20 protein-coding genes are annotated in these 23,040 nt (G+C 71.2%); 9 read left to right on the forward strand and 11 right to left on the reverse strand.

The window, feature by feature from the left end:
• Positions 1–60: 60 nt before the first annotated feature.
• The 3 genes from fxsT to ACMTAK_RS18315 all read right to left on the reverse strand — a co-directional run bounded on the left by fxsT (position 61) and on the right by ACMTAK_RS18315 (position 4,831).
• Positions 61–3,342 carry an FxSxx-COOH system tetratricopeptide repeat protein gene (fxsT, locus tag ACMTAK_RS18305; RefSeq protein WP_413807218.1) on the reverse strand — a complete coding sequence of 1,094 codons (3,282 nt, stop codon included), beginning with the start codon at positions 3,340–3,342 and terminating at the stop codon, positions 61–63.
• A gap of 207 nt (positions 3,343–3,549) precedes the next feature.
• Positions 3,550–3,927 carry a MerR family transcriptional regulator gene (locus ACMTAK_RS18310; RefSeq protein ID WP_413807219.1) on the reverse strand — a complete coding sequence of 126 codons (378 nt, stop codon included), beginning with the start codon at positions 3,925–3,927 and terminating at the stop codon, positions 3,550–3,552.
• Between the two features lie 133 nt (positions 3,928–4,060).
• Positions 4,061–4,831, reverse strand: coding sequence for an SDR family NAD(P)-dependent oxidoreductase (locus ACMTAK_RS18315; RefSeq protein ID WP_413807220.1), 771 nt, complete (start codon positions 4,829–4,831; stop codon positions 4,061–4,063).
• Between the two features lie 124 nt (positions 4,832–4,955).
• Here ACMTAK_RS18315 and ACMTAK_RS18320 point away from each other — a divergent pair, with 124 nt between their 5' ends.
• On the forward strand, positions 4,956–5,138 hold the full coding sequence (locus ACMTAK_RS18320) for a DUF6104 family protein (protein ID WP_210945633.1): 183 nt from the start codon (positions 4,956–4,958) through the stop codon (positions 5,136–5,138).
• A 38-nt stretch (positions 5,139–5,176) separates the two neighbouring features.
• Here ACMTAK_RS18320 and ACMTAK_RS18325 read toward each other — a convergent pair whose 3' ends face one another.
• Together ACMTAK_RS18325 and ACMTAK_RS18330 are read right to left on the reverse strand one after the other, a co-directional pair.
• On the reverse strand, positions 5,177–5,992 hold the full coding sequence (locus ACMTAK_RS18325; protein ID WP_413807221.1) for an AfsR/SARP family transcriptional regulator: 816 nt from the start codon (positions 5,990–5,992) through the stop codon (positions 5,177–5,179).
• A 22-nt stretch (positions 5,993–6,014) separates the two neighbouring features.
• Positions 6,015–6,698, reverse strand: coding sequence for a TetR/AcrR family transcriptional regulator (locus ACMTAK_RS18330; protein ID WP_413807222.1), 684 nt, complete (start codon positions 6,696–6,698; stop codon positions 6,015–6,017).
• A 147-nt stretch (positions 6,699–6,845) separates the two neighbouring features.
• Here ACMTAK_RS18330 and ACMTAK_RS18335 point away from each other — a divergent pair, with 147 nt between their 5' ends.
• The gene (locus ACMTAK_RS18335) at positions 6,846–7,466 is read left to right on the forward strand and encodes a malonic semialdehyde reductase (RefSeq protein WP_413807223.1); all 621 of its coding nucleotides are present in this window, start codon (positions 6,846–6,848) and stop codon (positions 7,464–7,466) included.
• A gap of 73 nt (positions 7,467–7,539) precedes the next feature.
• Here ACMTAK_RS18335 and ACMTAK_RS18340 read toward each other — a convergent pair whose 3' ends face one another.
• The 3 genes from ACMTAK_RS18340 to ACMTAK_RS18350 all read right to left on the reverse strand — a co-directional run bounded on the left by ACMTAK_RS18340 (position 7,540) and on the right by ACMTAK_RS18350 (position 11,892).
• Positions 7,540–7,938 carry a nuclear transport factor 2 family protein gene (locus ACMTAK_RS18340; protein ID WP_256652501.1) on the reverse strand — a complete coding sequence of 133 codons (399 nt, stop codon included), beginning with the start codon at positions 7,936–7,938 and terminating at the stop codon, positions 7,540–7,542.
• 38 nt (positions 7,939–7,976) lie between these two features.
• Positions 7,977–8,900 (reverse strand): NAD-dependent epimerase/dehydratase family protein, encoded by a 924-nt coding sequence (locus ACMTAK_RS18345; RefSeq protein WP_413807224.1) that lies wholly within the window; start codon positions 8,898–8,900, stop codon positions 7,977–7,979.
• 145 nt (positions 8,901–9,045) lie between these two features.
• Positions 9,046–11,892 carry an AMP-binding protein gene (locus tag ACMTAK_RS18350; protein WP_413807225.1) on the reverse strand — a complete coding sequence of 949 codons (2,847 nt, stop codon included), beginning with the start codon at positions 11,890–11,892 and terminating at the stop codon, positions 9,046–9,048.
• Between the two features lie 410 nt (positions 11,893–12,302).
• Between ACMTAK_RS18350 and ACMTAK_RS18355 the strand changes: the two genes are divergently transcribed.
• The 3 genes from ACMTAK_RS18355 (at position 12,303) to ACMTAK_RS18365 (ending at position 15,702) form a co-directional block, all read left to right on the forward strand.
• Complete coding sequence (locus ACMTAK_RS18355; protein WP_413807226.1) at positions 12,303–13,160, forward strand: DUF4097 family beta strand repeat-containing protein; 858 nt, start codon at positions 12,303–12,305, stop codon at positions 13,158–13,160.
• Positions 13,160–14,284: a PadR family transcriptional regulator gene (locus ACMTAK_RS18360; protein WP_413807227.1), complete on the forward strand. Its 1,125-nt coding sequence runs from the start codon at positions 13,160–13,162 to the stop codon at positions 14,282–14,284. Before ACMTAK_RS18355 ends, ACMTAK_RS18360 begins: the two co-directional genes overlap by 1 nt.
• Positions 14,285–14,958: 674 nt before the next feature.
• Positions 14,959–15,702 (forward strand): antibiotic biosynthesis monooxygenase, encoded by a 744-nt coding sequence (locus ACMTAK_RS18365; RefSeq protein ID WP_413807228.1) that lies wholly within the window; start codon positions 14,959–14,961, stop codon positions 15,700–15,702.
• A gap of 102 nt (positions 15,703–15,804) precedes the next feature.
• Here ACMTAK_RS18365 and ACMTAK_RS18370 read toward each other — a convergent pair whose 3' ends face one another.
• Both ACMTAK_RS18370 and ACMTAK_RS18375 read right to left on the reverse strand, forming a co-directional pair.
• Positions 15,805–16,767 (reverse strand): zinc-binding dehydrogenase, encoded by a 963-nt coding sequence (locus ACMTAK_RS18370; protein ID WP_413807229.1) that lies wholly within the window; start codon positions 16,765–16,767, stop codon positions 15,805–15,807.
• Between the two features lie 165 nt (positions 16,768–16,932).
• Entirely contained in the window at positions 16,933–18,165 is a 1,233-nt protein-coding gene (locus tag ACMTAK_RS18375) for an NAD(P)-dependent malic enzyme (protein WP_413807230.1), read from the reverse strand.
• A gap of 511 nt (positions 18,166–18,676) precedes the next feature.
• Here ACMTAK_RS18375 and ACMTAK_RS18380 point away from each other — a divergent pair.
• Genes ACMTAK_RS18380 through ACMTAK_RS18390 form a run of 3 tightly spaced genes read left to right on the forward strand, consistent with a single transcriptional unit; the run spans position 18,677 to position 21,370 of the window.
• On the forward strand, positions 18,677–19,630 hold the full coding sequence (locus ACMTAK_RS18380; protein ID WP_413807231.1) for an ABC transporter substrate-binding protein: 954 nt from the start codon (positions 18,677–18,679) through the stop codon (positions 19,628–19,630).
• A 43-nt stretch (positions 19,631–19,673) separates the two neighbouring features.
• Complete coding sequence (locus tag ACMTAK_RS18385; RefSeq protein ID WP_413807232.1) at positions 19,674–20,612, forward strand: amino acid ABC transporter permease; 939 nt, start codon at positions 19,674–19,676, stop codon at positions 20,610–20,612.
• A gap of 5 nt (positions 20,613–20,617) precedes the next feature.
• Positions 20,618–21,370 carry an amino acid ABC transporter ATP-binding protein gene (locus tag ACMTAK_RS18390; protein WP_413812927.1) on the forward strand — a complete coding sequence of 251 codons (753 nt, stop codon included), beginning with the start codon at positions 20,618–20,620 and terminating at the stop codon, positions 21,368–21,370.
• 73 nt (positions 21,371–21,443) lie between these two features.
• On the opposite strand, the gene ACMTAK_RS18395 is transcribed toward ACMTAK_RS18390, so the two are convergent.
• Positions 21,444–22,232, reverse strand: a complete 789-nt coding sequence (locus ACMTAK_RS18395) for a class I SAM-dependent methyltransferase (protein ID WP_413807233.1) — start codon at positions 22,230–22,232, stop codon at positions 21,444–21,446.
• Positions 22,233–22,350: 118 nt separating this feature from the next.
• On the opposite strand from ACMTAK_RS18395, the gene ACMTAK_RS18400 reads away from it, so the two are divergent.
• On the forward strand, positions 22,351–23,013 hold the full coding sequence (locus ACMTAK_RS18400; RefSeq protein ID WP_413807234.1) for a CGNR zinc finger domain-containing protein: 663 nt from the start codon (positions 22,351–22,353) through the stop codon (positions 23,011–23,013).
• Positions 23,014–23,040 lie beyond the last annotated feature (27 nt).

Below are 23,040 nucleotides of genomic sequence, written 5' to 3' on the forward strand. Positions count from 1 at the left end.
GCCACGGAAGGTCCGGTCCCGCGTCGCGCGGGACCGGACCTTCCGGCATAGGGGCTGTCGTCAGACTGGCAGCGGCTCGAAGTCCCAGATGGGGCGGGTTCGCTGCCAGGCCGCCAGCACCTGGGGGTGCTTCGGCCCTAATTGGGCTTCAAGGGTTCCGATGGCCATCTGCCTGATAAGCCGTGCCTCTTCCTGCCCGTCTTCGGCCTCCCGCAGATCAGCGGCGAAAGCGAGCTGCGCCGCCAGGGTCAGCGGATGCCCCTCGCCCAGCATCTCGGTGGCACGTCGCGCGGTCTCCCGGCTCATGGCGCAGGCGTCCCTATACCGCCCCATCGCGTGGTATGTGGCGGCCGTGTTGAGCGCGATCCCCAGCGTCCAGGGATGGCGCTCGCCGACGGCGGCGGTCATGTCCGCGAGCGCGATGTCCAGCAGCCGTACCGCGAAATCCTTAGGCAGCACGAGCGTTTGGTTCGCGCGGGCACCGATGGTGTACGGGTGGCGCTCCCCCAGAGCTGCCCGGTAGAGGTTCGCCGTATCCGCGGCGATGCTCTCGGCCCGGACCAGGTCACCCTGGCGCCGGAGGGCGCGGGTGACCCCGGCCGCGATCATCAGCGTCAGCGGGGCGTCCTCGCCCAGCAGGCGCTTCGCCCGCTCCCACAGGGCATGGATGTCGAGGTCGCCCTCCCAGTCACACCTCCACAGGTGGTACAAGGCGGTCAGGGACAGCGGATGCCCGGTGCCCAGCACCGCGCAGTGCCGATCGACGCTGGGCGCCTGAAGCTCCAGGGCGTCCCGGTGACGGCCGGAGAGCCGCAGGTCGTACGCGTGCTCCGTCTCGCAGGCCAGCGTCACCAGCGCCGTCGGGCCCAGCTCCGCACGTGCGCTGTCCAGCGTCCGCCCGGACAGCTCCGCGGCCTCGGCGTAGGAGCCGAGCATCCGCAGCGAGTGAGACAGGCTGCGCTGGGCGTTCCGCGCCTCCGCACCATCCTGTGGACAGCTGTCGGCGCACAGGGCGCGCTGCCGACGGGCGAGTTCCTGCGCCTCGTCATAGCGGGCCAGGCCCCGCAGATCCGTGCCCAGCCGGGCCATCGCGACGAGCCTGCCCGGCGCGTCGAGCCCGGCCAGGCCCTTCAGCACCGCCCGGTCCAGCGCCTCGGCGGCGGCGTAGTCCCCGGTCTCGCGCAGCAGCGCGGCCCGGCGCGCCACCAGTTCCTGATAGTCGCCCGCCGCACGTTCCGCGATATCCCTGCCCGTCGTGTAGTCGCCGCTCAGGGTCAGATACGTGAGGAACCCGACGACCAGCCGGCGCGCCGCGGCGTCCGGTGACTCCAGCGCGCCCGACGGCTCCAGATACGGCACCAGCCGGGCGTAGCGCGGCCATGCCGCCGGGTCGTCCGGGCATCGCGGATCCGCCGCGACAAGGGCGCCGCGGACGACCCGGGCGTCCTTCTCCCGCTTGTCCTCCGGCGTCCGCCGCCGCACCGCGTCCCGTACGAAGCGGCTCATCCACACCGCGTCGGCCTCCAGCGCCGACCGCCGCATCACCGACCACTGGGCCAGCTTGCCGATGGCCAGCTCCAGCTGGCTGGGGTTCTCCAGGAGCGCCGCCACCGCCGGGGAGACCTGCCCCGCCGGAACGGCCCGCAGCAGGGCGAGCGGGACCGGGCCGGGGCCGAACAGGGCGCACAGGCGCAGCAGTTCGGCCGCCGCCTTCGTGCTCTCCCGCACCCGGGTGATCAGGTTCTTGAAGGCGGAGTGGTACGGCATCGGGTAGTCGGCGGCGGGCCGTACCGGGTTGGGCTCGCCGTCGCTCGCCATGCGCACGTACTCGGCGACCGGTGTGGACGCGCGGTCCAGCCAGCCCGCCGTCTGGTCCAGCGCCAGCGGCAGGTCCTCGACGGCCGCCGCCAGCCGGTCCGCGTCCTCGGGGCCGATGCGCGGCGCCCGGCGGCGTACGAAGGCGACGCTGTCCTGCCGGTTCAGCGGCGGGACGTCCAGCAGCTCGGCGTAGTGGTCGGCCCAGGCCCGGTTGCGCGAGGTGATCAGCACATGGCCGGCCCCGGCGGGCAGCGCCCCGGCGATGGCCTCCGGGTCGTCGGCGTCGTCCAGGACGATGAGCCAGCGACGGTAGGGATCGCCCCGCCGCAGCGCCTCCAGGGCGGCGCGGGCCAGGTCCGGGTCCCTGCCGCCCACGCCGCCCAGGGCCCGGGCGAGCGCGCCCAGCCGCTCGACCAGGGCGGGCAGCCCGTCCACGCCGACCCACCACACGACGTCGTACCGAGCGGCGAAACGATGGGCGTACTCGGCGGCGAGCTGCGTCTTGCCGATGCCCGGCAGCCCGACGAGGGCGACCACGGCGGTGTCGGCGGGGGCGGCCTCCAGCCGCTCGCGCACCTCGGCGAGCAGCTGGTCCCGCCCGGTGAACCGCGGATTGCGGCGCGGCACACCACCCCAGACGTCGGGGACGCGTCCGGATTCCATCGGTGAACGGTCGTCGGGGGCGGCGTCGCGGGCCCGTAACGCCGCCAGTTCCCGCTCCAGCTCCCTCGCCCGCTCCTGGGCCACCACCACCTGCTCCTGGACGTGCGACAGCCGGTAGGACGCGGGCTCCTCGGGCTGGGCCTTCGCCCCGGCGGCCTCCTCCTCCGCCTGAAGCTGGTGTTCCAGCGCCTCGCAGCGCCGCTCGGCCTCCAGTGCCTGACGGCGGGCCTGGGCCAACGCGTCCTGGAGGCGGGCGACTTCCTCCCGCAGCCGGTCGCGTTCGGCCGTCACGTCCTCGTGCTCCTGGCGCAACCGGTCCAGCTCCGCGCCGCGGGTCTCGCGGTCCGCCGCCGCGACCGCGATCCGGCGCTGCTCGACCTCCATCTCGGCGATGCGCTGTTTCCGTACCAGCAACGCCTCCGACAGCGCCTCGGCCCGCACCTCGGCCTGCCGGCGCTGCCGGTCCGCGTCGGCGAGCTGGTCGCGCAGCCGCTGAAGCTCCCAGCCCACCTTGTTGGTGGCCTGCAACGCCCGGCGTTGCAGGGTGTGCACATGGGCCACGACCTCGGTGGCGGGCGGCCGTCCGGCGGCATTGGCGGCATGGGTGAAGAGCTGGTCCACGAACTCGGCCGGTGGCACCACGGTCCCGTTGAGATAGCGCGAGACGGTCCCCGCGTCGTAGTGCAGCCGTACGGCGAGGACCCGCAGCGACACCCCGACCGTGCCGAACAGCTCCCGCAGGCTCTCGGCCAGCGCCCGGCACTCCGGTCTCACCTGCTCCGGGATCGGCTTCAGGTCCCCGATCCGCCGCGCCGCGTCCCGCTCCGGCACCAGCTCCCCGCTGACGGGTCCGTCCTCCATGGATCGTCCCTCCCCCGTTGCGGCCCACTGCAACGCGTGCGGGCTGCCGCAACACCCCAGACCCCGCACATCGTGAAACGTACCCCCGGCGCCATCGCCGGTTTTACGAAAGCAGGTCAAATATGCCGAACCGCCACCGCCCCGCCCTTCTCGCTCTCATCGCAGCCGCGCTCGGCGGCGCCGTCCGCGCGCTGGTGTCCTGGCTGCTCAGCCAGACGGACTGACCGCGGCCCGGTCGCCGGAGGCGGCGGCCAGCAGCCCGGCCAGCTCGTCGCGCACCCGCGCGAGGGAGGCGATCCGGCCGTCCAGCACGCTCAGGCGGCGGCGCCCGATGTCCAGCATGGCCTCGGAGGGCCGGCTGCTCGGCACGTCGCCGTCCAGGCAGGCGCCGAAGTGCTCGATGTCCTCGAGCGTGAGCCCGGCATCGAGCAGATAGCGGATGTTGGCCACCCGCCTGACCGCCTGCTCGTCGTACACCCGGTAGCCGTTGACCGCGCGTGCGGAGCTCAGCAGCCCCCGCTCCTCGTAGAAGCGCAAGGCCCTGGTCGTGGCACCGGTGGCCTTCGCCAACTCCCCTATCCGCATGCCGTGAGACTACTCGCGGACGGGACGCCCGACGGCCCGCGCCGCCTACGGCGGGCTGCTCCCCTCCCCTTCCCGGCCGCATATCGATGCGGCCGGGAAGGGGCGGGGAGGGGAAAGAACCGCCGGTCCGCGGCTAGCCGACCAGCGCGCCGCCGTCCACCGGCAGTACGACCCCGGTGGTGTAGGCCGCCTCGGGCCGGGCGAGCTGGGTGATCCAGAAGGCGACCTCCTCCGCCCGGCCGAGCCGCCCCAGCGGCACATGCCCGATCAGGGTCGTCCGCAGGGCGTCGATCTGCTCGGCGTCGAGCCCCTGGTGATGCCCGATCCCGGTGGCGATGGGGCCGGGGGCCACACCGGCCACGCGCACCCCGCGCGGGGCGAGTTGGACGGCCCAGCTGCGTGTCAGCGTGTCGAGGGCGGCCTTCAGCGCCGCGTACAGCTCCGAGCCCGCGATCGGCCAGCCGCGCTGACCGATCGCCGTACTGACGTTGATCACGACACCCGCGCTCTCGCTCAGCGGCGGAAGCGCGGCCTGGGTGAGGTACATCGGGGCGAGCAGATTGACGGCCAGCATCTCCTCGGCGGCGTCCCGCCGGATGTCCCCGAGCGGCGTCTGCCGGACCACGGCGGCGTTGTTGACCAGCACATCGATGCGGCCGAACGCCTCCATCGCGGTGTTCACGATCAACTCGGCGGCGCCGGGGGCCGCGATGTCGGCCGTCAGCGGCCGGATGCCCGGGGCGTCGGCGGCCGTCTCGGCGAGCCGGGCCGCCGTACGGCCGACCACCAGGACCTGGGCGCCCTGCTCGGCGAAGGTCCGCGCGGTGACCCGCCCGATCCCCGTGCCCCCGCCGGTGACGATCACTGCTCTGCCGGAAAAGTGCGCTGCTGTCATGTCGGTCATGTCGATGGACCGTAAACATTGACGCATGCGTCAATGTCAACCCCGGCGGCCCTCGGTCGCTCACCGGGGCGCGGGGCCGCATATCCTGAGCGGGTAGATCCACACCACCCTTCCGGAGCGACCCTTGTACTTCACCGATCGCGGTATCGAGGAGCTGGAGCAGCGGCGCGGCGATGAGGCGGTCACCTTCGAGTGGCTCGCCGAGCAGCTGCGGACGTTCGTCGACCTGAACCCGGACTTCGAGGTCCCGGTGGAGCGGCTGGCGACCTGGCTGGCCCGGCTCGACGAGGAGGACGACGACGTCTGAGGGTCACGGCCTCTGAGGGGCACGACGTCGGCCGCCCCTCACGCCACCACCGGCCCCCGCCCCGGCGCCCCCGCCTCGTGGTCCAGCCGGGGGTCGGACACCAGCACCGCCTGCTGGAGCCGCTGCAACTTCGCCGAGGGCTCGAGCCCCAGCTCCTCCGTCATCGCCATCCGCAGCCGCTGGTAGACCGTCAGGGCGCGGGTGCGCTGGCCGGAGCGGTGGAGGGCGAGCATGTACTGGCCGTGCAGGCCCTCGTGGAAGCGGTGCTCCACGACCAGCGAGGCGAGATCGCTCAGCACCTCCAGATGGCCGCCGAGCCGCAGCCGGGTCTCGATGCCGCGCTCGGTGACCGTGAGCCGGGACTGCTCCAGCCGGGCGACCTCCGCCTGTAGCGGCCGCCCGTGCGGGGTGACGTCGACCAGGGCCGGGCCCTGCCAGAGGGCCAGCGCCCGCCGGAAGGAGGTGTCCGCCGTCCGCTCGTCACCGGCCTCCAGCGCGCCTTCGCCCTCGGCGACGAGGTCGCGGTACGCATGGACGTCGAGCTCCCCCGGGCTCACCACCATGGCGTAGCCCCCGGGCCGGGTCTGCAGCACATCCCGGGTGACGGCGGCCGACGACATCCCCAGCCCCTCGGCGAGCAGCTTGCGCAGATGCAGGATGTACGTCTGGAGCGTGGTCAGCCCGGTGCGCGGCGGCTGATCGCCCCACAGCTCGGCCATCAGCGACTGCACCGGCACCATCCGCCCCGCGTTGAGCAGCAGCAGGGACAGCACCTTGCGCGGCTTCATCGCGCTGGGCACTCCGGACCGGGCGCCGAGGCCGAGTGTCAGCGGTCCGAGCACGCTCACCCGCATGGGTGGCACCTCTCTTCGGGCTTCATGGGCGGTACGCACGGACGAGCAGGTCGGCGGCGCTCTCGCAGACGGCCGTGGCCTCGTCCTCGGCGAGCGGGCGGGTGCCGTACATCGACTGGTAGAGCCCCTGTTGGATGATCAGGGCAACGAACTGGCGGGCGGCGGTGGCCGGGTCGGGCACGCTCAGCTCGCCGCTGCCGGTGCGCCGGCCGAGCATCTCGGCGAGGTACTTCACCAGTTGCTGGGGCTCCCCCTCCGCGCACGCGGGGCGCAGCGAGGGATGGCGGGCGACCTCGGCGATGACCAGGCGGCGCAGCGCGGAGGCCCGCGCGTCGAGCAGTACGGCGAGCACCCGGTGGCCGAAGGCGAGCAGCGCGGTGCGGGCGTCGCCGGAGTCGTACGCCTCGGGGGTCCCGGCGCTGTCCGGCCCGAGGCCGTACGGGGAACCGGCGGCGAAACCGGCCGCCACCCGCTCCCGCTCCTCCTCGACGGCGGCGATGAACAGCCGCTCCTTGTCGCCGAAGTGGTTGTAGACGGTCTGTTTGGACACGCGGGCCTCGTCCGCGATGACGTCCACGCTCGCCCGGTCGTACCCCTCGCGCAGGAAGACGGCCACCGCCGCCTCCAATATCGCCTGCCGCTTGGCGGGCTGGGGGCCCACGGGCCGTCCCGCCGCGCCGCGCCGGGGACCGCTGTCCGTCCGCAACGGCCCAACCTCCTCGTCCCAAGCCGGTCTTGCCCTCGATGGACTTGTGAGTCTAGCCTTCGTTTACCTCAATGGACTAGCCCGTCTAGTCCAATTAATTCATCGGCGGATCACGTCGTTTCACGATCGCTTCACAAGGAGAGATCCATGAGCGGACCGGAGAGCAGCGAGGCCCTGAGCCCTCTCACCCTGGCGCCGGAGGCGCAGCGGCAGCTGTTCCTGGAGGCCCGTACGGCCAACACCTTCACCGATGAGCCGGTGACGGACGAGCAGGTCCGCGCGATCCACGAACTGGTCAAGTACGCCCCTACCTCACTGAACCAGCAGCCGCTGCGGGTGGTGCTGGTGCGCTCTGAGGAGGCGCGCGCCCGGCTGGTGGCGCATATGACGGGGCGGAACCAGGAGAAGACGGCCAAGGCCCCGCTGGTGGCGGTGCTCGCCGCGGACCTGGACTTCCATGAGGAGCTGCCGCGGCTGGTGCCGTTCATGGAGAACCCGCAGGCGTTCTTCGCCGACCCGGAGGCCCGGGAGGGGTCGGCGCGGTTCAACGCCGCGATCCAGGTGGGCTACTTCATCCTGGGCGTGCGCGCCGCGGGACTCGCCGCCGGGCCCATGATCGGCTTCGACCACGCGGCCGTCTCCAAGGAGTTCTTCGAGGACGGGCGGCACGCGGCGGTCTGTGTGGTCAACATCGGGAAGCCGGGTCCGGACGCCTGGATGGGGCGGCTGCCGCGCCTGGAGTACGAAGAGGTCTTCCGTACGGTCTGAGACCTGAGACCCGACGGCCGTCCGCTCCCGTGCCGAGGAGGCGCGGGAGCGGACGGCCGGTATGCGATTCCGGTCAGCTCTCGATCAGTTCGTGGAACGCCACCGTGTCGAAGATGTCCTCCATCCTCGTCGCCCTGCCGTCCCGCATCGTCCACGAGTGGACGAAGTCCAGCGTCACGGTCCTGCCGCTCCGCGAGGTCACCTCGCGGGTGCCGAACACCACGACCCGGTCGCCCTGTTCGATGAACTCCTTCGGCGCGAGCTTCATCCCGCCCAGCACGGTCGGCACATGGGCGAGGAACTCCTTGATGCCCGCATGGCCCAGCTTGGTGCCGCCGAGCCCGTACTTGGCCATCCCCTCCGGATGCACCCACTCCACATCGGGGTGCATCCCCGAGAGGATCCCCTCGATGTCGCGGTCGCGGAAGCCCGCGTAGGAGGCGCGGATCGCCTCGATGTTCGGTGATGCCATGGTGGTCGCCACTCCTCGAAACGGCGGTGTGCCGCGGCTTAAGACGGAAGGTACTCGGGGTGGAGCGCCTGGAGCGTGCGCCGTACGCCCTCGCGCCACGGCACCCGGCAGGGGCCGGTGAGCTCCCGGCGCTTCGTGGGGTCGAAGTGGTAGGTCTCCCGGGTGACCTCGCTCGGGACGAGCCGGGCGGTGACGCCGGTGAGCTCCTCCAGATGGCGCACGCAGTCGGTCATCCCGACCGCCTCGTCCCCGCCCCAGTTGACCAGCGTGGCCGGGGTCGACGCCGCCTGCCACAGATGGGGGACATGGGCGATGAGGTCGTCGGTGTGGAGGAGGGAGCACCAGTTCTGGCCCTCCATGGGCACCGGTATCGGCTCGCCCGCGAGCATCCGCTTGAAGTAGAGCATCGGCACCCCGCCGTAGCCGCCGGGGCCGTAGGCGATATTGAGCCGGGCGATGGTCGTCGGCAGGTTCAGCACCTGGGCGAACGCCCGTGCCGCGCCCTCCGCGGCGATCTTGCCCACCGGGTAGGCGGGCAGCCAGTCGGCCACCCCGTCCACGGGGTCGTCCTCGGTGTACGCGTGGTCGAGGGTCTGCCGCTTGTAGAGCGCCCCGGTGGAGACGAAGAGGAACGCCTCCGCCGTCCGGCAGTGGGACATCAGCCGGCCGGTGGCCACCGAGTTGACCTCGATGGCCGCGTTGACGTCGCCGTCCTCACCGCGGCGCACCGCGGAGTGGAAGACATGGGTGAAGTCGTCCGGCAGCCCCTCGTACGCCGCCTCGCGCGGGTCGTTCATGTCCCAGTGGAACGTGGTGATCCCCTGGTCGTTCAGCTCCTTCTCGACACCGGGGGTGCCGAACCGGCCCAGACACCACACCTCGTTGCGCTCGGCCAGCGCCTCGGCCACCGGCCGGGCGACCTGCCCGGTGCCGCCGGTGACCAGGATCTTCTTGCCTTCCACCCTGTTCTTCTCCTTGTGCCTGGCCCTGTCGGGGCCTGTGCCTGGCCCTGTCGGGGCCTGTGCCTGGCCCTGTCGAGGCCTGTGCCTGGCCCTGTCGAGGCCTGTGCCTGGCCCTGTCGAGGCCTTGTGTCCGGCCCTTACGGGCCTATGACCGGCCCGCGGTCCGGGCCCGGTCGGCGTCCTCCAGCGCACGGTCGAGCTCCCGGCGCAGAACCGCCTGGAAGGCCGCGACATGCCGCGGACCCATCAGTGTGTAGTGCTCACCGGGTACGTCCAGATACCGGTTGGGTTCGGTCGTGTAGTCGTCCCACCGGCGCAGCTCGTTCGCCAGCCAGTCCTCCTTGGTGCCGCGCAGCGGGATCGCGTAGAAGACCGTCATGGACCGGGTGGTGCCGCTGGGGTGGTAGTCGCGGCCCAGGGTGGTGAGGCCATGGGCCAGCTCCGCCCAGGCGGTGAACTTGGTCAGGTCCAGGTCGAGTTCGTCCAGCCGGGTCGGCGGGGCGATCCGCAGCAGATGCGCGAGCTGCTCCTCCTGGGACAGCGGGCGCAGTTCGGCGGGGAGGTCGAGCGACTGCTTCTTGTTGATCAGGTCGAGGAAGAAGGCGAGGTTGGTCGCGGTCTCGATGAAGTCGAGCTCGTCCATGCGGTACTTGATGTGCGGCGGAAGGTTGAAGCTGCCGACGAAGTCGACCCGCTCACCCTGGGCCTCGAGCGCCTTGGCTATCTCGAAGGCCACGGCGCCGCCGTAGGAGTATCCGGCGACGGCGTAGGGGCCGTGCGGCTGACGGGCGCGGATGGCCTCCACATAGCACTCCACCATCTCCTCGAAGCTCGTGAAGGGCTTCTCGCCCTCGTTGAAGCCCCGGGCGCGCAGCGCGTGGAACGGCCGGTCGCCGACGAAGTACTTGGCGAGGTTGACGAAGACGAGGACCTCACCGACGCCGGGGTGGACGCAGAACAGCGGGGTCTTCTCGCCGCCGGTCTGGAGCGGTACGACCGGGTCGTACGCCGCGGCGCCGGACGCGCCGCCGCCGTCGAGCCGGGCGGCGAGCTGCCGTACCGACGGCGCCGTGAGCACCGTGATGACCGGTAGATCCGCGACTCCGAGGCGCCGGTGGACCTGGCGCCGCAGCCGCAGGATGTCCAGCGAGGTGCCGCCCAGGTCGAAGAAGCTGGCGGTGGCGCTGATCCGCTCCGCGGTGGTGTCGAACATCTCGGCGTAGATCTCGGCGAGGATCCGCTCGGTCTCGCCCTCGGGCGGGGTGTGGCCGCCGAGCCGGCGGGTGGTCAGCTCCGCGACCCGCTCGATGACGTCGTCGTATCCGCCGGACTCCAGGCGCTGGCGCATCCGGCGGCGCAGCGTCTTGCCGAGGCTGGTCTTGGGGAAGGCGTCCTTGGGCAACGGCAGGATGAGCGAGGGCCGGAAGCCCCAGTGGATCACGACGGTCGAGCGCACCGCGGTGATCATGCGGTGCAGCCCGGCCTCGTCGTCGTCCGCCGGCTCCGGGCTGACGGCGATGACCAGCTGCTCGGTGTCGCTGCCGGGGCGGCGGGTCGGGAACGCCGCGACATAGCCGCCGGCGACATCGTCCAGCTGCTCCAGGGCGGCCTCTATCTCATGGCTGAAGTAGTTGACGCCATTGACGATGACGCTGTCCTTGCTGCGCCCGACGAGGGTCAGCCGGCCCTCGTCGATCCGGCCCAGGTCGCCGCTGCGGAACCAGCCGTCGGGGGTGAAGGCTTCCTCGGTGGCCCCGCCGTTGTTGTAGTAGCCGGGGGTGATCATCGGGCCGCTGAGCTGCAGCTCTCCGATCTCGCCTTCCGGCAGCGCCCGGTGGTCGTCGTCGGCGACCCGGATCCGCAGCCCCTCGACGGGGGTGCCGAGGTTGGCGAACTCCCGGCCCGCGTCGGTGGCCGGGAACTCGCGGTTGTAGATGCTGCCCGCGCAGGTCTCCGTCATGCCGAAGGCGGGCCAGAGCGCCGCCTCCCGGAGGCCGTACGGGGCGTAATGCGCCAGGAATGCCTCGCCGGTCGCGACGACATTCGCCTCACCACCGCTTACGATATGGCGCAGCGCGCTGAGATCGAGCCCTTCGCCGCCCGCCGATATCTCCTCCGCCACCTCATGGACGGAGGAATTGAGCGGACCGAGGAGGAAGTTCGGTGTAAAGGTCATCGTGACCTTGTGGCGGGATATGATCCGGAGGAACCGCAGCGGCTCCTCGAGAATGACCGCGGCTTCCGCATGCAATTGCTCGGCGCCCACGTACAGCGGCAGCATATGCGCTTCCAGAAGCGCGGCCACATGGTCGTAGGAAATCCAGTTGAAGGTGGTGTCGGCGGCGGTGAGCCGCTGCTTTCCCGCCTTTCCGGCCATCGACGCCAGGATATTCCCATGGGTCAGCATGACCGCCTTGGAATTCCCGGTGGAGCCGGAGGTGAGCACCAGCAGGGCGAGGTCGTCCGGGTCCGCGTGGTGCACGGCGGGCGGGTGCGCACGCTCGGCGCCGGAGGCGTCCTCGGACTCCCGCAGCTCCTCCACGACGGCCACCGCGAGCCCGGGGACCTCGGGCAGCTCGGCCCGCGTCGCCTCGGTGGTCACCAGCAGCGGGCCGTCCAACAGCTCGTTGACATGGGTGAGCTGGGTCGCCCAGCGGGCCGGGTCGCCGGAGATCGGCACCATCGGACAGGGCACGAAGCCGCCCAGCAGACAGGCCCAGAGGACCGTCAGGAATTCCGGTTGGCGGTCCAGCAGCAGGGCCACCTTGTCCTGCGGCCGCAATCCCCGGTCGCGGAGTGCGGGGAGAAGCCCGAGCGCCGATTCCAGAAGTTCCGGATAAGGCTGCCGTACGGATTCACTCGCGGTGGGCCCGACCAGATAGCGCACCCCCGAATGGGCGTGGTCGCGCGCCGCCCGCAACAACAGCCGGGCAACCGAGTTCGGCTCCGCGTCTTCCTGTGGTACCGAGGTATTCAAGGGTTGTGACGTCATTCCCCCACGGCCCCTCTTCCTTCCCGATTCTGAGGCCACGAAGGTAACAGTCCCGAACATATGTCTCCATGACGCTCTACCAGGACTCTAGCGAAGCTCTAGCGGAAATTCCCAGGCCGGAGGAGTTTCTTCAAAGAGTTCGATTCAGCCCACAGAGAAACGATGGGTGCGCCATGCATCTTCCACCGCCTCGTGCGATTGTGCACGGATGCGGACCCGGGATCAGGGACGGACCGGGGACGGACCGGGGACGGATCAGCGCCGGACCGGGACGGACCGGGGACGGACTCCGGCCGGTCGGGGCCTGACCGGGCTTGACTCCGCCCGGCCGCGATATATCGTGTTGTGTAGGAGACACGATATGTTGCGTCCAAATGGCGCGTCGCACGTCCAGCCAGGGGAGGCCAGGGATGTCAGCCCGATCACAGTGGTCGATCAACGCGCCACAGAAGCTCACCCTCGACGACCCGGTGTCCACGCTCGACATCCAGATCGCGGGCGGCACGGTCAATGTGGTCGGCGCCGCCCCCGGACCCGCCCGCCTCGAGGTCTCGGAGATCGACGGCCCGCCGCTGAAGGTCACCCACATCGACGGCACCCTGAGCGTCGGCTATGACGACCTCCCCCGGAAGGGCTTCCGCAAGTGGCTCGGCCATTACACCCGCACCGCCCATGTCACCCTCACCGTGCCCGTCGACACCAGCGCCACCGTCGGCGTGGTCGGGGGCTCCGCCGTGGTCTCCGGGCTGTCCGGCCGTGCCGAGCTGCGCGGTGTCTCCGGCGACTTCACCCTGCTCGGGCTGACCGGTCCGGTCCAGGCCGACACCGTATCCGGCCGGGTCGAGGCCCAGGCCGTCACCGGCGACATGCGGTTCCACTCCGTCTCCGGCGACCTCACCGTCATCGAGGGCTCCGGCCCCTCGGTGCGGGCCGAGTCGGTCAGTGGCGACATGGTGCTCGACCTGGCGCCCGCCCTCAAGTGCTCCGACATCTGCCTGACCACCGTCTCCGGTGAGATCGCCATCCGGCTGCCGCACCCCACCGACGCGGAGGTGGAGGCCAATACGGCCAGCGGCTCGGTCTCCAACGGCTTCGACGATCTGCGGGTCACCGGCCAGTGGGGCGCCAAGAGGATCACCGGACGGCTCGGCACCGGCAATGGCAGCCTCAAGGCCACCACCCTCTCGGGCGCCATCGCGCTGCTGCGCCGTCCGTCGTCCGAGGAGGACACGGACACCACCGACGGCACCCAGGGAAAGGTCCTCTGATGCCCCCCGTATTCGCCCACGGCCGACTGCGCCTGTATCTGCTCAAGCTGCTCGACGAGGCGCCACGCCACGGCTATGAGGTCATCCGTCTGCTGGAGGAGCGGTTCCAGGGGCTGTACGCGCCCTCGGCCGGCACCGTCTATCCGCGGCTGGCCAAACTGGAGGCCGAGGGGCTGGTCACCCACACCACCGAGGGCGGCCGCAAGGTCTACTCCATCACCGACGCCGGGCGCGCCGAACTGGCCGACCGCAGCGGTGAGCTGGCCGATCTGGAGCTGGAGATCCGCGAGTCGGTCGCCGAACTCGCCGCCGAGATCCGGGAGGACGTCCGCGGTTCCGCGAGCGATCTGCGGCGGGAGATGCGCGAGGCGGCCCAGCAGGCCCGCGCCTCCGGCGGCGCCCAGGACAAGCAGGCCCCGTGGGAGGGGTCGTGGGGCGACAAGGAGACGTGGCGGCAGGCGAAGGAGGAGATGCGGCGCGCGAAGGAGGAGTGGAAGGAGCAGGCGCGCCGGGCCAAGGAGGAGAGCCGACGGGCCCGGCAGGACGCCCAGCGCGCCCGTAAGCAGGCCAGGGACGCGCAGGACTTCGCGCGCGAGGAGGTCCAGCGGATCGCCCGGCGGGTCCAGGAGCAGACGCAGGAGCACATCCGGGCGGGCGACTGGCAGCGGGCGGTGCGCGAGGGGCTGGCCGAGGTGTCACGCGGGATGGGCCGGATCTCCCGGCCGGGCACCTCGCGCTCGGACCGGGGCTCGGACCGGGGCTCGGATTGGGGCTGGGATTGGGGCTCGGACTGGGGCTGGGGCGACGAGGCGTCCGGGCCGGATGTCACGGTCGAGCGGGTGGACGTGACGAAGCCGGAGGGCGGCAGCGCGGAGGAGAAGCCGACCGCCGGGGACGGTGGCGGCGGCCCGGCCGGGGTGCGGGAGCCCGAGTGGGCCAGGGACTTCACCCCCTCCGGCGCCCCCGCCCGTGATCTGGAGCGGTTGCTCGACCGGTTCCGGGACGACGTCCGCGACGCGGCCCGCGACCACGGGGTGACGGACGCCCAGCTGACCGAGGCCCGCCACCACCTGGGGGCGGCCGCGGCGCGGATCACCGCGCTGCTGCGGGGGGATCGGGCGTAGGGCCGGCCGGGTGGGGGTGACGCCTGCGGCGGGCTGTTCCCCTCCCCGCCCCTTCCCTCAACTGGGGCTCCGCCCCAGACCCCGACCTCTGGGGCGAAGCCCCCGCCGCGACGGAGCCGCATACCGCTGCCGCGGGCAGGGGCTACTCACGCCCAGGGATGTCCCGCGGACCGTGCCGCCCGGGGCGGACTGCTCCGCTTCCCGCCCCGGGACCCACACCCCGGAGCCCGAACCCCGACGTCTGGGGCGAAGCCCCCGCCGCGGCAGAGCCGCATACCGCTGCCGCGGGAAGCGGCAGAGCCCCGGTCCGGGGTCTGGGGCGGAGCCCCCCACGCGGCGGAGCCGCGTATCGATGCTGCCGGGAAGGGGTGGGGAGAGGGGAAGCGCCGATATGCGGCTCCGCCGCGTGGCCCGCCGGACACCCCCGTAAGCGCTCTACCGGCAGTGCCCTGACCTGCCGTCGACCGTCCGCAGCGCCGCCGTGGCTGTTCATGCCCACACGGTGGAGCCGCATCGCCACAGCCCCGCGCCCCTGGCCGCTTGACCTGAACCGCGGTTGAAGTTTCAGGATCGGGGTCGGAGGGGCGCGTAGACGGGGGAGCGCCCCTCCGGACCCAACGCCTCTCCCCCGGCGTGTTCGGCTTTCCGACGTCCCCAACCGCGAGGAGACCGCCATGTCCGCCCCGACCAGCTCCGGACCGCTGCCCGACCTCACCCGGCCCGATGTGGGCGCCGCGCTGTTCAGCACCTGGAGCGTGGGCACACCGGAACGGCAGCGGGCCACGGTCGACGCCATCGCCGCCGCCTGGGACAGCCGCCCCTGGCCGACGCCCGAGCTGCTCTCGTACAACCTCTACGCGGGCACGGACGGCGATACGCTGATGCACCACTCCCAGTGGGCCGACGAGGCCGCGTACCACGCCTTCTTCCGGACCCAGCGCCGGCAGCGCAATGACGCGGTCGACAGCGCGGTCCCGGACATCAAGCGGCTCGGTCTCGCGTACTACCGCCACTACCGCGGCTTCCAGGCACCGGCCGCCGACCAGGGCGCCACCACGGACCCCGGGCTGTTCGTCGTGGTCGAGATCGACTTCAACGACCCCGATCCCCAGGCCCGCCGGTCCTGGGTGGACCTGGTCATCGACGCCCTGGAGAGCGAGCCCGACCCGGGTCTGCTCTCCGCCGACTTCCATCTGATCGCCGATGGCGAGCGCCATCTGTCCACCGACCGCGCCCGGGTGCTCAACTACGCCCGCTGGACCGACGTGGAGGCGTACGAGGCGGCCCTGGCGGCCGACGGGCCGCGCGGCGGCGGCTCGTCCGCCTGGGACCGGGTGCGTGACTTCCCCGCTCTGGTGGGTGCCTCTTCCCGCTCCTATCGCTTCCGGCGGAGCTTCGTACCGCCGTCGGCGCCGTAACGGAATTCCGGGAATTCACCGGAGCACGTGTCAGCGGGCAGCCTCGTATTACTCCGCGAATCCCCGGCCCGCACAGCGGCCGGGGATATGCCGCCGCGATATTCAGACCGTCAGCACGACCTTGCCGAAGAGATCGCCGCCCGCCATCTTCTCGAACCCCTCGCGGGCCCGGTCCAGCGGCAGCACCGAATCGATCACCGGCCGTACCCCGCGCGCGGCGCAGAAGCTCAGCAGATCCTCCAGCTCGTCCTTCCCGCCCATCGTGGAGCCGACGACCTTCAGCTCCAGGAAGAAGATCCGGTTGAGTTCGGCGGCCTTCGGGTTGGGGCCGCTGGTGGCGCCCGAAATCACCAGGGTGCCGCCGGGCTTGAGGGACTTCACCGAATGCGACCAGGTCGCGGCGCCCACCGTCTCGATCACGGCGTCCACCCGGCGCGGCAGCCGCTCCCCCGGCTCGTACGCGCCCTCGGCGCCCAGCTCGACGGCGCGGGCCCGCTTGGCCTCGTCACGGCTGGTGGCCAGCACCCGCAGCCCGGCGGCCGCGCCCAGCACGATCGCGGCGGTGGCCACACCGCCCCCGGCGCCCTGGACCAGGACGCTGTCGCCGGGGCGCACCCCCGCGTTGGTGAACAGCATCCGGTACGCGGTCAGCCAGGCCGTGGGCAGGCAGGCGGCCTCCTCGAAGGAGAGCTCCTCGGGCTTGCGCAGCACATTCCAGCTGGGGACGGTCACCTTCTCGGCGAAGGTGCCCTGGTAGCGCTCGGTGAGGATGGAGCGGGGCTCCTTCGGGCCGACACCGTGTCCGCTCTGCCCGATGACGGAGTGGAGGACGACCTCGTTGCCGTCCTCGTCGATCCCGGCCGCGTCACAGCCGAGGATCATCGGAAGCGACTCCTCGCCGAGGCCCACGCCGCGCAGCGACCACAGGTCGTGGTGGTTGAGCGAGGCGGCCTTGACGTTCACGGTGGTCCAGCCGGGCCGGGCCTCCGGCTCGGGGCGCTCCCCCAGTTCGAGGCCGCTCAGCGGCTGGTCACGGTCGATACGTGCGGCATAGGCAGCGAACATGATCCCGACCTTAGGCCGCGGGGCGACCCCACGGAACCGCACCACGGTGTGACCCCGCTCGCCCGCCGGACAGCGCACGGGCCGGGCCACCCCTCCGGCTGAGGGGCGGCCCGGCCCGTGATGGCCTGGCCGTTGGTGAACGCCACCGGCGCACCTGGCGGGGCGTCAGCGGCGGGCGACGCCCTCCGCGCGGGCGGCCGCGGCGACGGCCGCGGTCACGGCGGGGGCGACCCGCTCGTCGAACGGCGAGGGGATGACCTTGTCCGCGCTCAGCTCGTCGGCCACCACGGCGGCCAGCGCCTCGGCGGCCGCGAGCTTCATGCCCTCGGTGATCCGGGAGGCCCGGACCTGGAGGGCGCCCGCGAAGATGCCGGGGAAGGCGAGGACGTTGTTGATCTGGTTCGGGAAGTCGCTGCGCCCGGTGGCGACCACGGACGCGTACTGGTGGGCGACGTCCGGGTGGATCTCCGGGTTGGGGTTGGCCATCGCGAAGATGAAGGCGTCCGGCGCCATCTTGGCCACCGCGTCCGCCGGCACCGTGCCGCCGCTGACGCCGATGAAGACGTCGGCGCCGTCCAGCGCGGCCTCCAGGGATCCGGTGAGCCCGGCCTTGTTGGTGAAGCCGGCCAGCTCGCGCTTGACGTCGGTGAGGTCCTCGCGGTCCGGCGAGACGACGCCCTTGCGGTCGCACACGGCCACATCGCCGATGCCCGCCTCGGTGAGGATCCGGGCGATGGCCACACCGGCGGCGCCCGCCCCGGAGATGACGGCGCGCAGCTGACCCAGCGCACGGTTCGTCAGCTTGGCCGCGTTGCGCAGCGCGGCGAGGGTGACCACCGCCGTGCCGTGCTGGTCGTCGTGGAAGATCGGGATGTCGACCCGCTCCTGGAGCTTGCGCTCGATCTCGAAGCAGCGGGGCGCGGAGATGTCCTCCAGATTGACGCCGCCGAACGAGGGCGCGAACCGGGCGACGGTCTCCACGATCTCGTCCACGTCCCGGCAGTCGAGCGCGATCGGCACCGCGTCCACACCGCCGAACTGCTTGAAGAGGATCGCCTTGCCCTCCATCACCGGAAGGGACGCCTCCGGACCGATGTCGCCGAGCCCCAGCACCGCGCTGCCGTCCGTCACCACGGCGACGACCTGGGACTTCCAGGTGTAGTCGTGGACGAGCTCGGGCTGCTCGGCGATCGCGCTGCACACCTTGGCGACGCCCGGTGTGTACGCGAGGGACAGATCGTCCCGGTCGCGCACGGGCACGGTCGCCTGGACGGCCATCTTGCCGCCGCGGTGCAGGGCGAACGCCGGATCGAAGGGCTCCCCGTCGGTCACGCCTTCCACTCCTTCGCCGCTGCCGCTTGTGCTGTCGCTGCGAGGATTGACCATCTCCGCTGCCACTGTTTTGACCCCTTTGTCGTTTTTCTATCGAGGGTATCCGCCCCAGGTTCGGAGCGGGCGGGCACCGCGTCGTCCCATTCAGCGGATGACCACCGCATGGGTGTGGGTACGAACGCCGGGCGCGTCGCACACGCGCCCTGAGCCCCGGGTGAGGGGTGTAGCCGTCTGTTCTACCTGAAGCGCGCGCCGAGGGACGAGCGAGTTCGGGTGCCATGACGCCGGAAACCAGGCATTACGCCTGAAGGCGGGCGAAGCTCTAGGGAAAGTCCATGCCGCTGTCACGCGCTGTTCCCCGCATGATCACGAGCCCGCCCCGCGTCACCGGCCGCCGCTGTCCGGCCGGTACCGCTGTCCGATTGTGCACCACGGGGATCGCCCGTTATCCGATTTTGACATGGCCAGCGGCCCGTACGGGCCCGTCCGATGGCAAGATGCCCCAATCACACGAGATCGCGACACCCACAAACGTGTTCCCGAGATCTCGCCCCCTCACCCTGCCGGAGGAACCAGCATGACCGCCAGCTTCACGCCCCGTGGGGCCACCCTGAAGTCCCGGATGGCCCCCGTCGGCGCGATAGCGGTGGTAGGCGTCCTGCTGCTGACGGGCTGCGGCGATCAGACGGACAAGGCCACGGGCGGCTCCAACACCAACTCCGCCCCGCTGTTCAACCAGCTGCCCAAGGAGATCCAGAGCGCCAAGGTGATCAAGGTGGGCTCGGACATCAACTACCCGCCGGTCGAGTTCAAGAAGAACGGCCAGGTCATGGGCATCGACCCGGACATCGCCGACGCGCTCGGCAAGCAGCTCGGGGTGAAGTTCGAGTTCAACAACGGCACCTTCGACACCCTGCTCTCGGGTCTGCGCTCCAAGCGCTACGACATCGCCATGTCGGCCATGACCGACAACAAGGGCCGCCAGGAGGGCGTCGACCCGGACACCGGAAAGAAGGCGGGCGAGGGCGTCGACTTCGTCGACTACTTCACCGCGGGTGTCTCGATCTACACCAAGAAGGGCGACACCAAGGGGATCAAGACCTGGGACGACCTGTGCGGCAAGAAGATCGTCGTGCAGCGCGGCACCGTCTCCCACGACCTGGCCAAGTCCCAGTCGAAGACCTGCCAGAAGAACGGCAAGGGCAAGATCTCGATCGAGGCGTTCGGCAATGACACCGAGGCCCAGACCCGGCTGCGCGGCGGTGGCGCCGCCGCCGGCTCCAGCGACTTCCCGGTCGCCGCGTACGCGGTGAAGACCTCCGGCGGCGGCAAGGACTTCGAGCTCGTCGGCGATCAGGTGGAGGCGGCCCCGTACGGCATCGCCGTCGCCAAGAAGAACACCCAGCTGCGCGATGCGCTCAAGCAGGCCCTCGCCCTGATCATCGCGAACGGCGAATACGACAAGATCATCGCGAAGTGGGGCGTCAAGGACGGCGCGGTCACCAAGGCCATCATCAACGGCGGCAAGTGATCCGGCCCTCCCCCGTCCGCGCTCGCGCTGAAAGGCACCATCCGTGACTACTAAGATCGAAAAGGCGGGTCCGGTCGACGCCCCGCCGCCGGCGCCGGAGAGCATCAAGGCCATCCCGGTGCGGCACTACGGCCGCTGGGTCGCCGCGGTCATCGCCATCGCCCTGATCGTCCTGCTGATCTCCGCCTTCGCCCGCGGTGACGTCAACTGGAACGCCATCCCGGACTACTTCTTCGACGACGAGATCCTCAGAGGTGTCCGCAACACCGTCTGGATCACCATCCTCTCGATGGTGGTCGGTGTGGCCCTCGGCATCGTCCTCGCGGTGATGCGGCTGTCGAAGAACCCGGTGACCGCCTCCATCGCCTGGGGCTACATCTGGTTCTTCCGCGGCACCCCGGTCTATGTGCAGCTGCTGGTCTGGTTCAACCTCGGTCTGGTGTTCGACTACATCAACATCATGCCGATCTACAAGGACGAGTGGTCGGACTTCATGACCCCGTTCCTGGCCGCCCTGCTGGGCCTGGGCCTGAACGAGGCCGCGTACATGGCCGAGATCTGCCGGGCGGGCCTCCAGTCGGTCGACGAGGGCCAGTCCGAGGCCGCCCAGGCGCTCGGCATGAGCCACGCCAAGACGCTGCGCCGGGTGGTGCTGCCGCAGGCGATGCGAGTGATCGTGCCGCCGACCGGCAATGAGTTCATCAACATGCTCAAGACCACCTCGCTGGTGATCGCGGTGCAGTACTGGGACCTGCTCCAGGCCACCTCCGAGGTCGGGCAGAACTCCGGCGCCACGGCGGAGATGCTCTTCCTCGCGGCCGCCTGGTACCTGATCCTCACCTCCGTGCTCAGCGTCGGCCAGTACTACCTGGAGCGGTACTACGCACGCGGCTCGAGCCGTAGCCTGCCGGCCACCCCGCTGCAGCGGGTCCGGGCCAATCTGCTCTCCTTCAGCAACCGCTCCGGAGGTGTCGGCGCATGACCGCCATGGTGAAGGCCGAGGGCGTCCACAAGTCCTTCGGCCCGGTTCAGGTCCTCAAGGGCATCGACCTCGAGGTCGCCCCGCGCGAGGTGTTCTGCCTGATCGGCCCGTCCGGCTCCGGCAAGTCCACCTTCCTGCGCTGCATCAACCACCTGGAGAAGGTCAATTCCGGGCGGCTGTACGTGGACGGCGATCTGGTCGGCTACCGCCAGAAGGGCGACAAGCTCTACGAGCTCAAGGACCGCGAGGTGGCCGAGAAGCGGCGCGACATCGGCATGGTCTTCCAGCGCTTCAACCTCTTCCCGCACATGACCGCGCTGGAGAACGTGATCGAGGCGCCGGTCCAGGTCAAGCGGGAGTCCAAGGCGGTGGCGCGGGAGCGCGCGCTGAAGCTGCTGGACCGGGTGGGCCTCGCCGACAAGGCGGCCAGCTACCCCTCCCAGCTCTCCGGCGGCCAGCAGCAGCGCGTGGCGATCGCGCGGGCGCTGGCGATGGAGCCGAAGCTGATGCTCTTCGACGAGCCCACCTCGGCGCTCGACCCGGAGCTGGTCGGCGATGTGCTCGATGTGATGCGCGGGCTCGCGGAGGACGGCATGACGATGATCGTCGTGACGCATGAGATGGGCTTCGCGCGCGAGGTCGGGGACTCGGTCGTCTTCATGGACGACGGCGTGGTGGTGGAGTCCGGGCATCCGCGGGAGGTGCTGACCAATCCGCGGCACGAGCGGACGAAGTCGTTCCTCTCCAAGGTGCTGTAGGCGCTCACGCGCGCGAGGGCGGTACGGCATCGGCCCGTACCGCCCTCGCGGCGTCTGTCCGCTGCTCAGGCGGTCACTTCAGCCCGATCACCATCGCGTCCGAGGGCGAGCACCAGACGGCCCGCGCCTCCCCGAAGCCCGCCGCGCGCAACGTCTCCGCATGCCAGGCGACCGGCTGGAACGCCTCGGCCACGCCGTTCGCGTGGTCCGGCCCGTCGGCCGGATTGCCGAAGATCGCGAACCGCTCGGCCACTGGCCCCGCGAGCGCCTCGTCCCGCGCGGCCGTCTGCCACCAGTCCACCCAGTCCTGGGTGCCCTCGGCCCTGGCCCGCGCCTGCCGCGCCTTCTGGTACGCGTGGTCGGCCGCGTTGAGCCGGGGCGTGGCCGGATCGGGCATGTGGTCGGCGTTGAGGAACACCCCGCCCTCCCGCACCACCCCCGCGATCTGCCCGTACAGCGCCCGCAGCTCGTCCGAGCGCAGCCAGTGGAGCGCCGTGGCGGTCAGCACGGCGTCGTACGCACGGTGCGGCAGCCGCTCGGTCCAGCCGGGGTCGCGCAGATCGGCGGTCATGAACTCGGCACGCGGCTCGGCCGCGAAGTGGCCGCGGGCGATCGTCAGCAGCGCGGGGTCGAGGTCGACACCGGTGCTGGTGGCGCCCGGGAACCGGCGCAGCGCCCGGTCCGAGATACTGCCCGTGCCACACGCCAGGTCGAGGATCCGGGGCTCCGGGCCGACGACGGCCTCGACCGCGTCGAGCATCACCCGGAACCGTTCCTCACGATCGGGGAGGTACCACTCCTGCTGCCGGTCCCAGCTCCGCTGCCACGCCTGCCAGTCCGCCACGGCGACGGTGTCCGTCATCGAGCCCCTCCAAGCCATGCGTCATCGTCTCGGCGCAGCCGCCCGTAATACCCTCGAAGGCAGAACGCCTCTTACCCGACCTGATGTGACCATAGACCGCCGTTCGTAAGGACCACAAGTGGAACTGGCTTATTACTCGGATCTCGCCGTGCGCCTGGTCAACAGCGAGGAGCCGAGCCGTGGCACCGACACCCTGACCTCGGTGGAGGCCGTACGGGCGCTCTTCGGGGAGAGCCAGCAGTCGACCCGGCGGACGACCGACGCCGATGTCACCCGGCTGAGGTCGGTCAGGGCCCGGCTGCGCGCGGTCTTCGAGGCGGCGGCGGGCGGCGACGAGGTGCTGGCGGTGGACCTGCTGAACGCGCTGCTCATCGAGTTCCCGGTGAGCCCGCAGATCTCCGGCCACGAGCTCCGCGACGAGGACGGCCGCCCCGACTGGCATATGCATATCGCGGACTACGCCGCCAACGCGGGCGCGGGCTACGCCGCGACCGCCTCGATGGGGCTGGCCTTCCACCTCACCGAACTGGGCGCCGACCGGCTGGGCATCTGTGAGGCGTCACCCTGCCGCAACGCCTATCTCGACACATCGACAAATCGTTCCCGGCGCTACTGCTCCGACCGCTGCGCCACCCGCGCCAATGTGGCCGCCTACCGCGCCCGCAAACGCCTGGACGCCGAGCGGACGGCCAGCACGGAGCGCAGCCGCCGCCAGGACCCCGAGCCCACGGGCCGTACGGCGGACACCGCCCAGGAGACCAGCCCGGCCATCGACCGCTGACCACCGCGCCCGGCGCTCCGCAGCGGC

Origin of the sequence: Streptomyces lacaronensis (genome assembly GCF_047337785.1) — a bacterium.
Classification (GTDB): domain Bacteria; phylum Actinomycetota; class Actinomycetes; order Streptomycetales; family Streptomycetaceae; genus Streptomyces; species Streptomyces lycopersici.

Coding starts and splice junctions, on each gene's coding strand:
- ACMTAK_RS18355 (WP_413807226.1), top strand. CDS start 12,303: ATGTCAGCCCGATCACAGTGGTCGATCAACGCGCCACAGAAGCTCACC.
- ACMTAK_RS18395 (WP_413807233.1), bottom strand. CDS start 22,232: ATGACGGACACCGTCGCCGTGGCGGACTGGCAGGCGTGGCAGCGGAGC.
- ACMTAK_RS18340 (WP_256652501.1), bottom strand. CDS start 7,938: ATGGCATCACCGAACATCGAGGCGATCCGCGCCTCCTACGCGGGCTTC.
- ACMTAK_RS18365 (WP_413807228.1), top strand. CDS start 14,959: ATGTCCGCCCCGACCAGCTCCGGACCGCTGCCCGACCTCACCCGGCCC.
- ACMTAK_RS18315 (WP_413807220.1), bottom strand. CDS start 4,831: ATGACCGACATGACAGCAGCGCACTTTTCCGGCAGAGCAGTGATCGTC.
- ACMTAK_RS18310 (WP_413807219.1), bottom strand. CDS start 3,927: ATGCGGATAGGGGAGTTGGCGAAGGCCACCGGTGCCACGACCAGGGCC.
- ACMTAK_RS18370 (WP_413807229.1), bottom strand. CDS start 16,767: ATGTTCGCTGCCTATGCCGCACGTATCGACCGTGACCAGCCGCTGAGC.
- ACMTAK_RS18380 (WP_413807231.1), top strand. CDS start 18,677: ATGACCGCCAGCTTCACGCCCCGTGGGGCCACCCTGAAGTCCCGGATG.
- fxsT (WP_413807218.1), bottom strand. CDS start 3,342: ATGGAGGACGGACCCGTCAGCGGGGAGCTGGTGCCGGAGCGGGACGCG.
- ACMTAK_RS18325 (WP_413807221.1), bottom strand. CDS start 5,992: ATGCGGGTGAGCGTGCTCGGACCGCTGACACTCGGCCTCGGCGCCCGG.
- ACMTAK_RS18360 (WP_413807227.1), top strand. CDS start 13,160: ATGCCCCCCGTATTCGCCCACGGCCGACTGCGCCTGTATCTGCTCAAG.
- ACMTAK_RS18350 (WP_413807225.1), bottom strand. CDS start 11,892: ATGACGTCACAACCCTTGAATACCTCGGTACCACAGGAAGACGCGGAG.
- ACMTAK_RS18390 (WP_413812927.1), top strand. CDS start 20,618: ATGGTGAAGGCCGAGGGCGTCCACAAGTCCTTCGGCCCGGTTCAGGTC.
- ACMTAK_RS18335 (WP_413807223.1), top strand. CDS start 6,846: ATGAGCGGACCGGAGAGCAGCGAGGCCCTGAGCCCTCTCACCCTGGCG.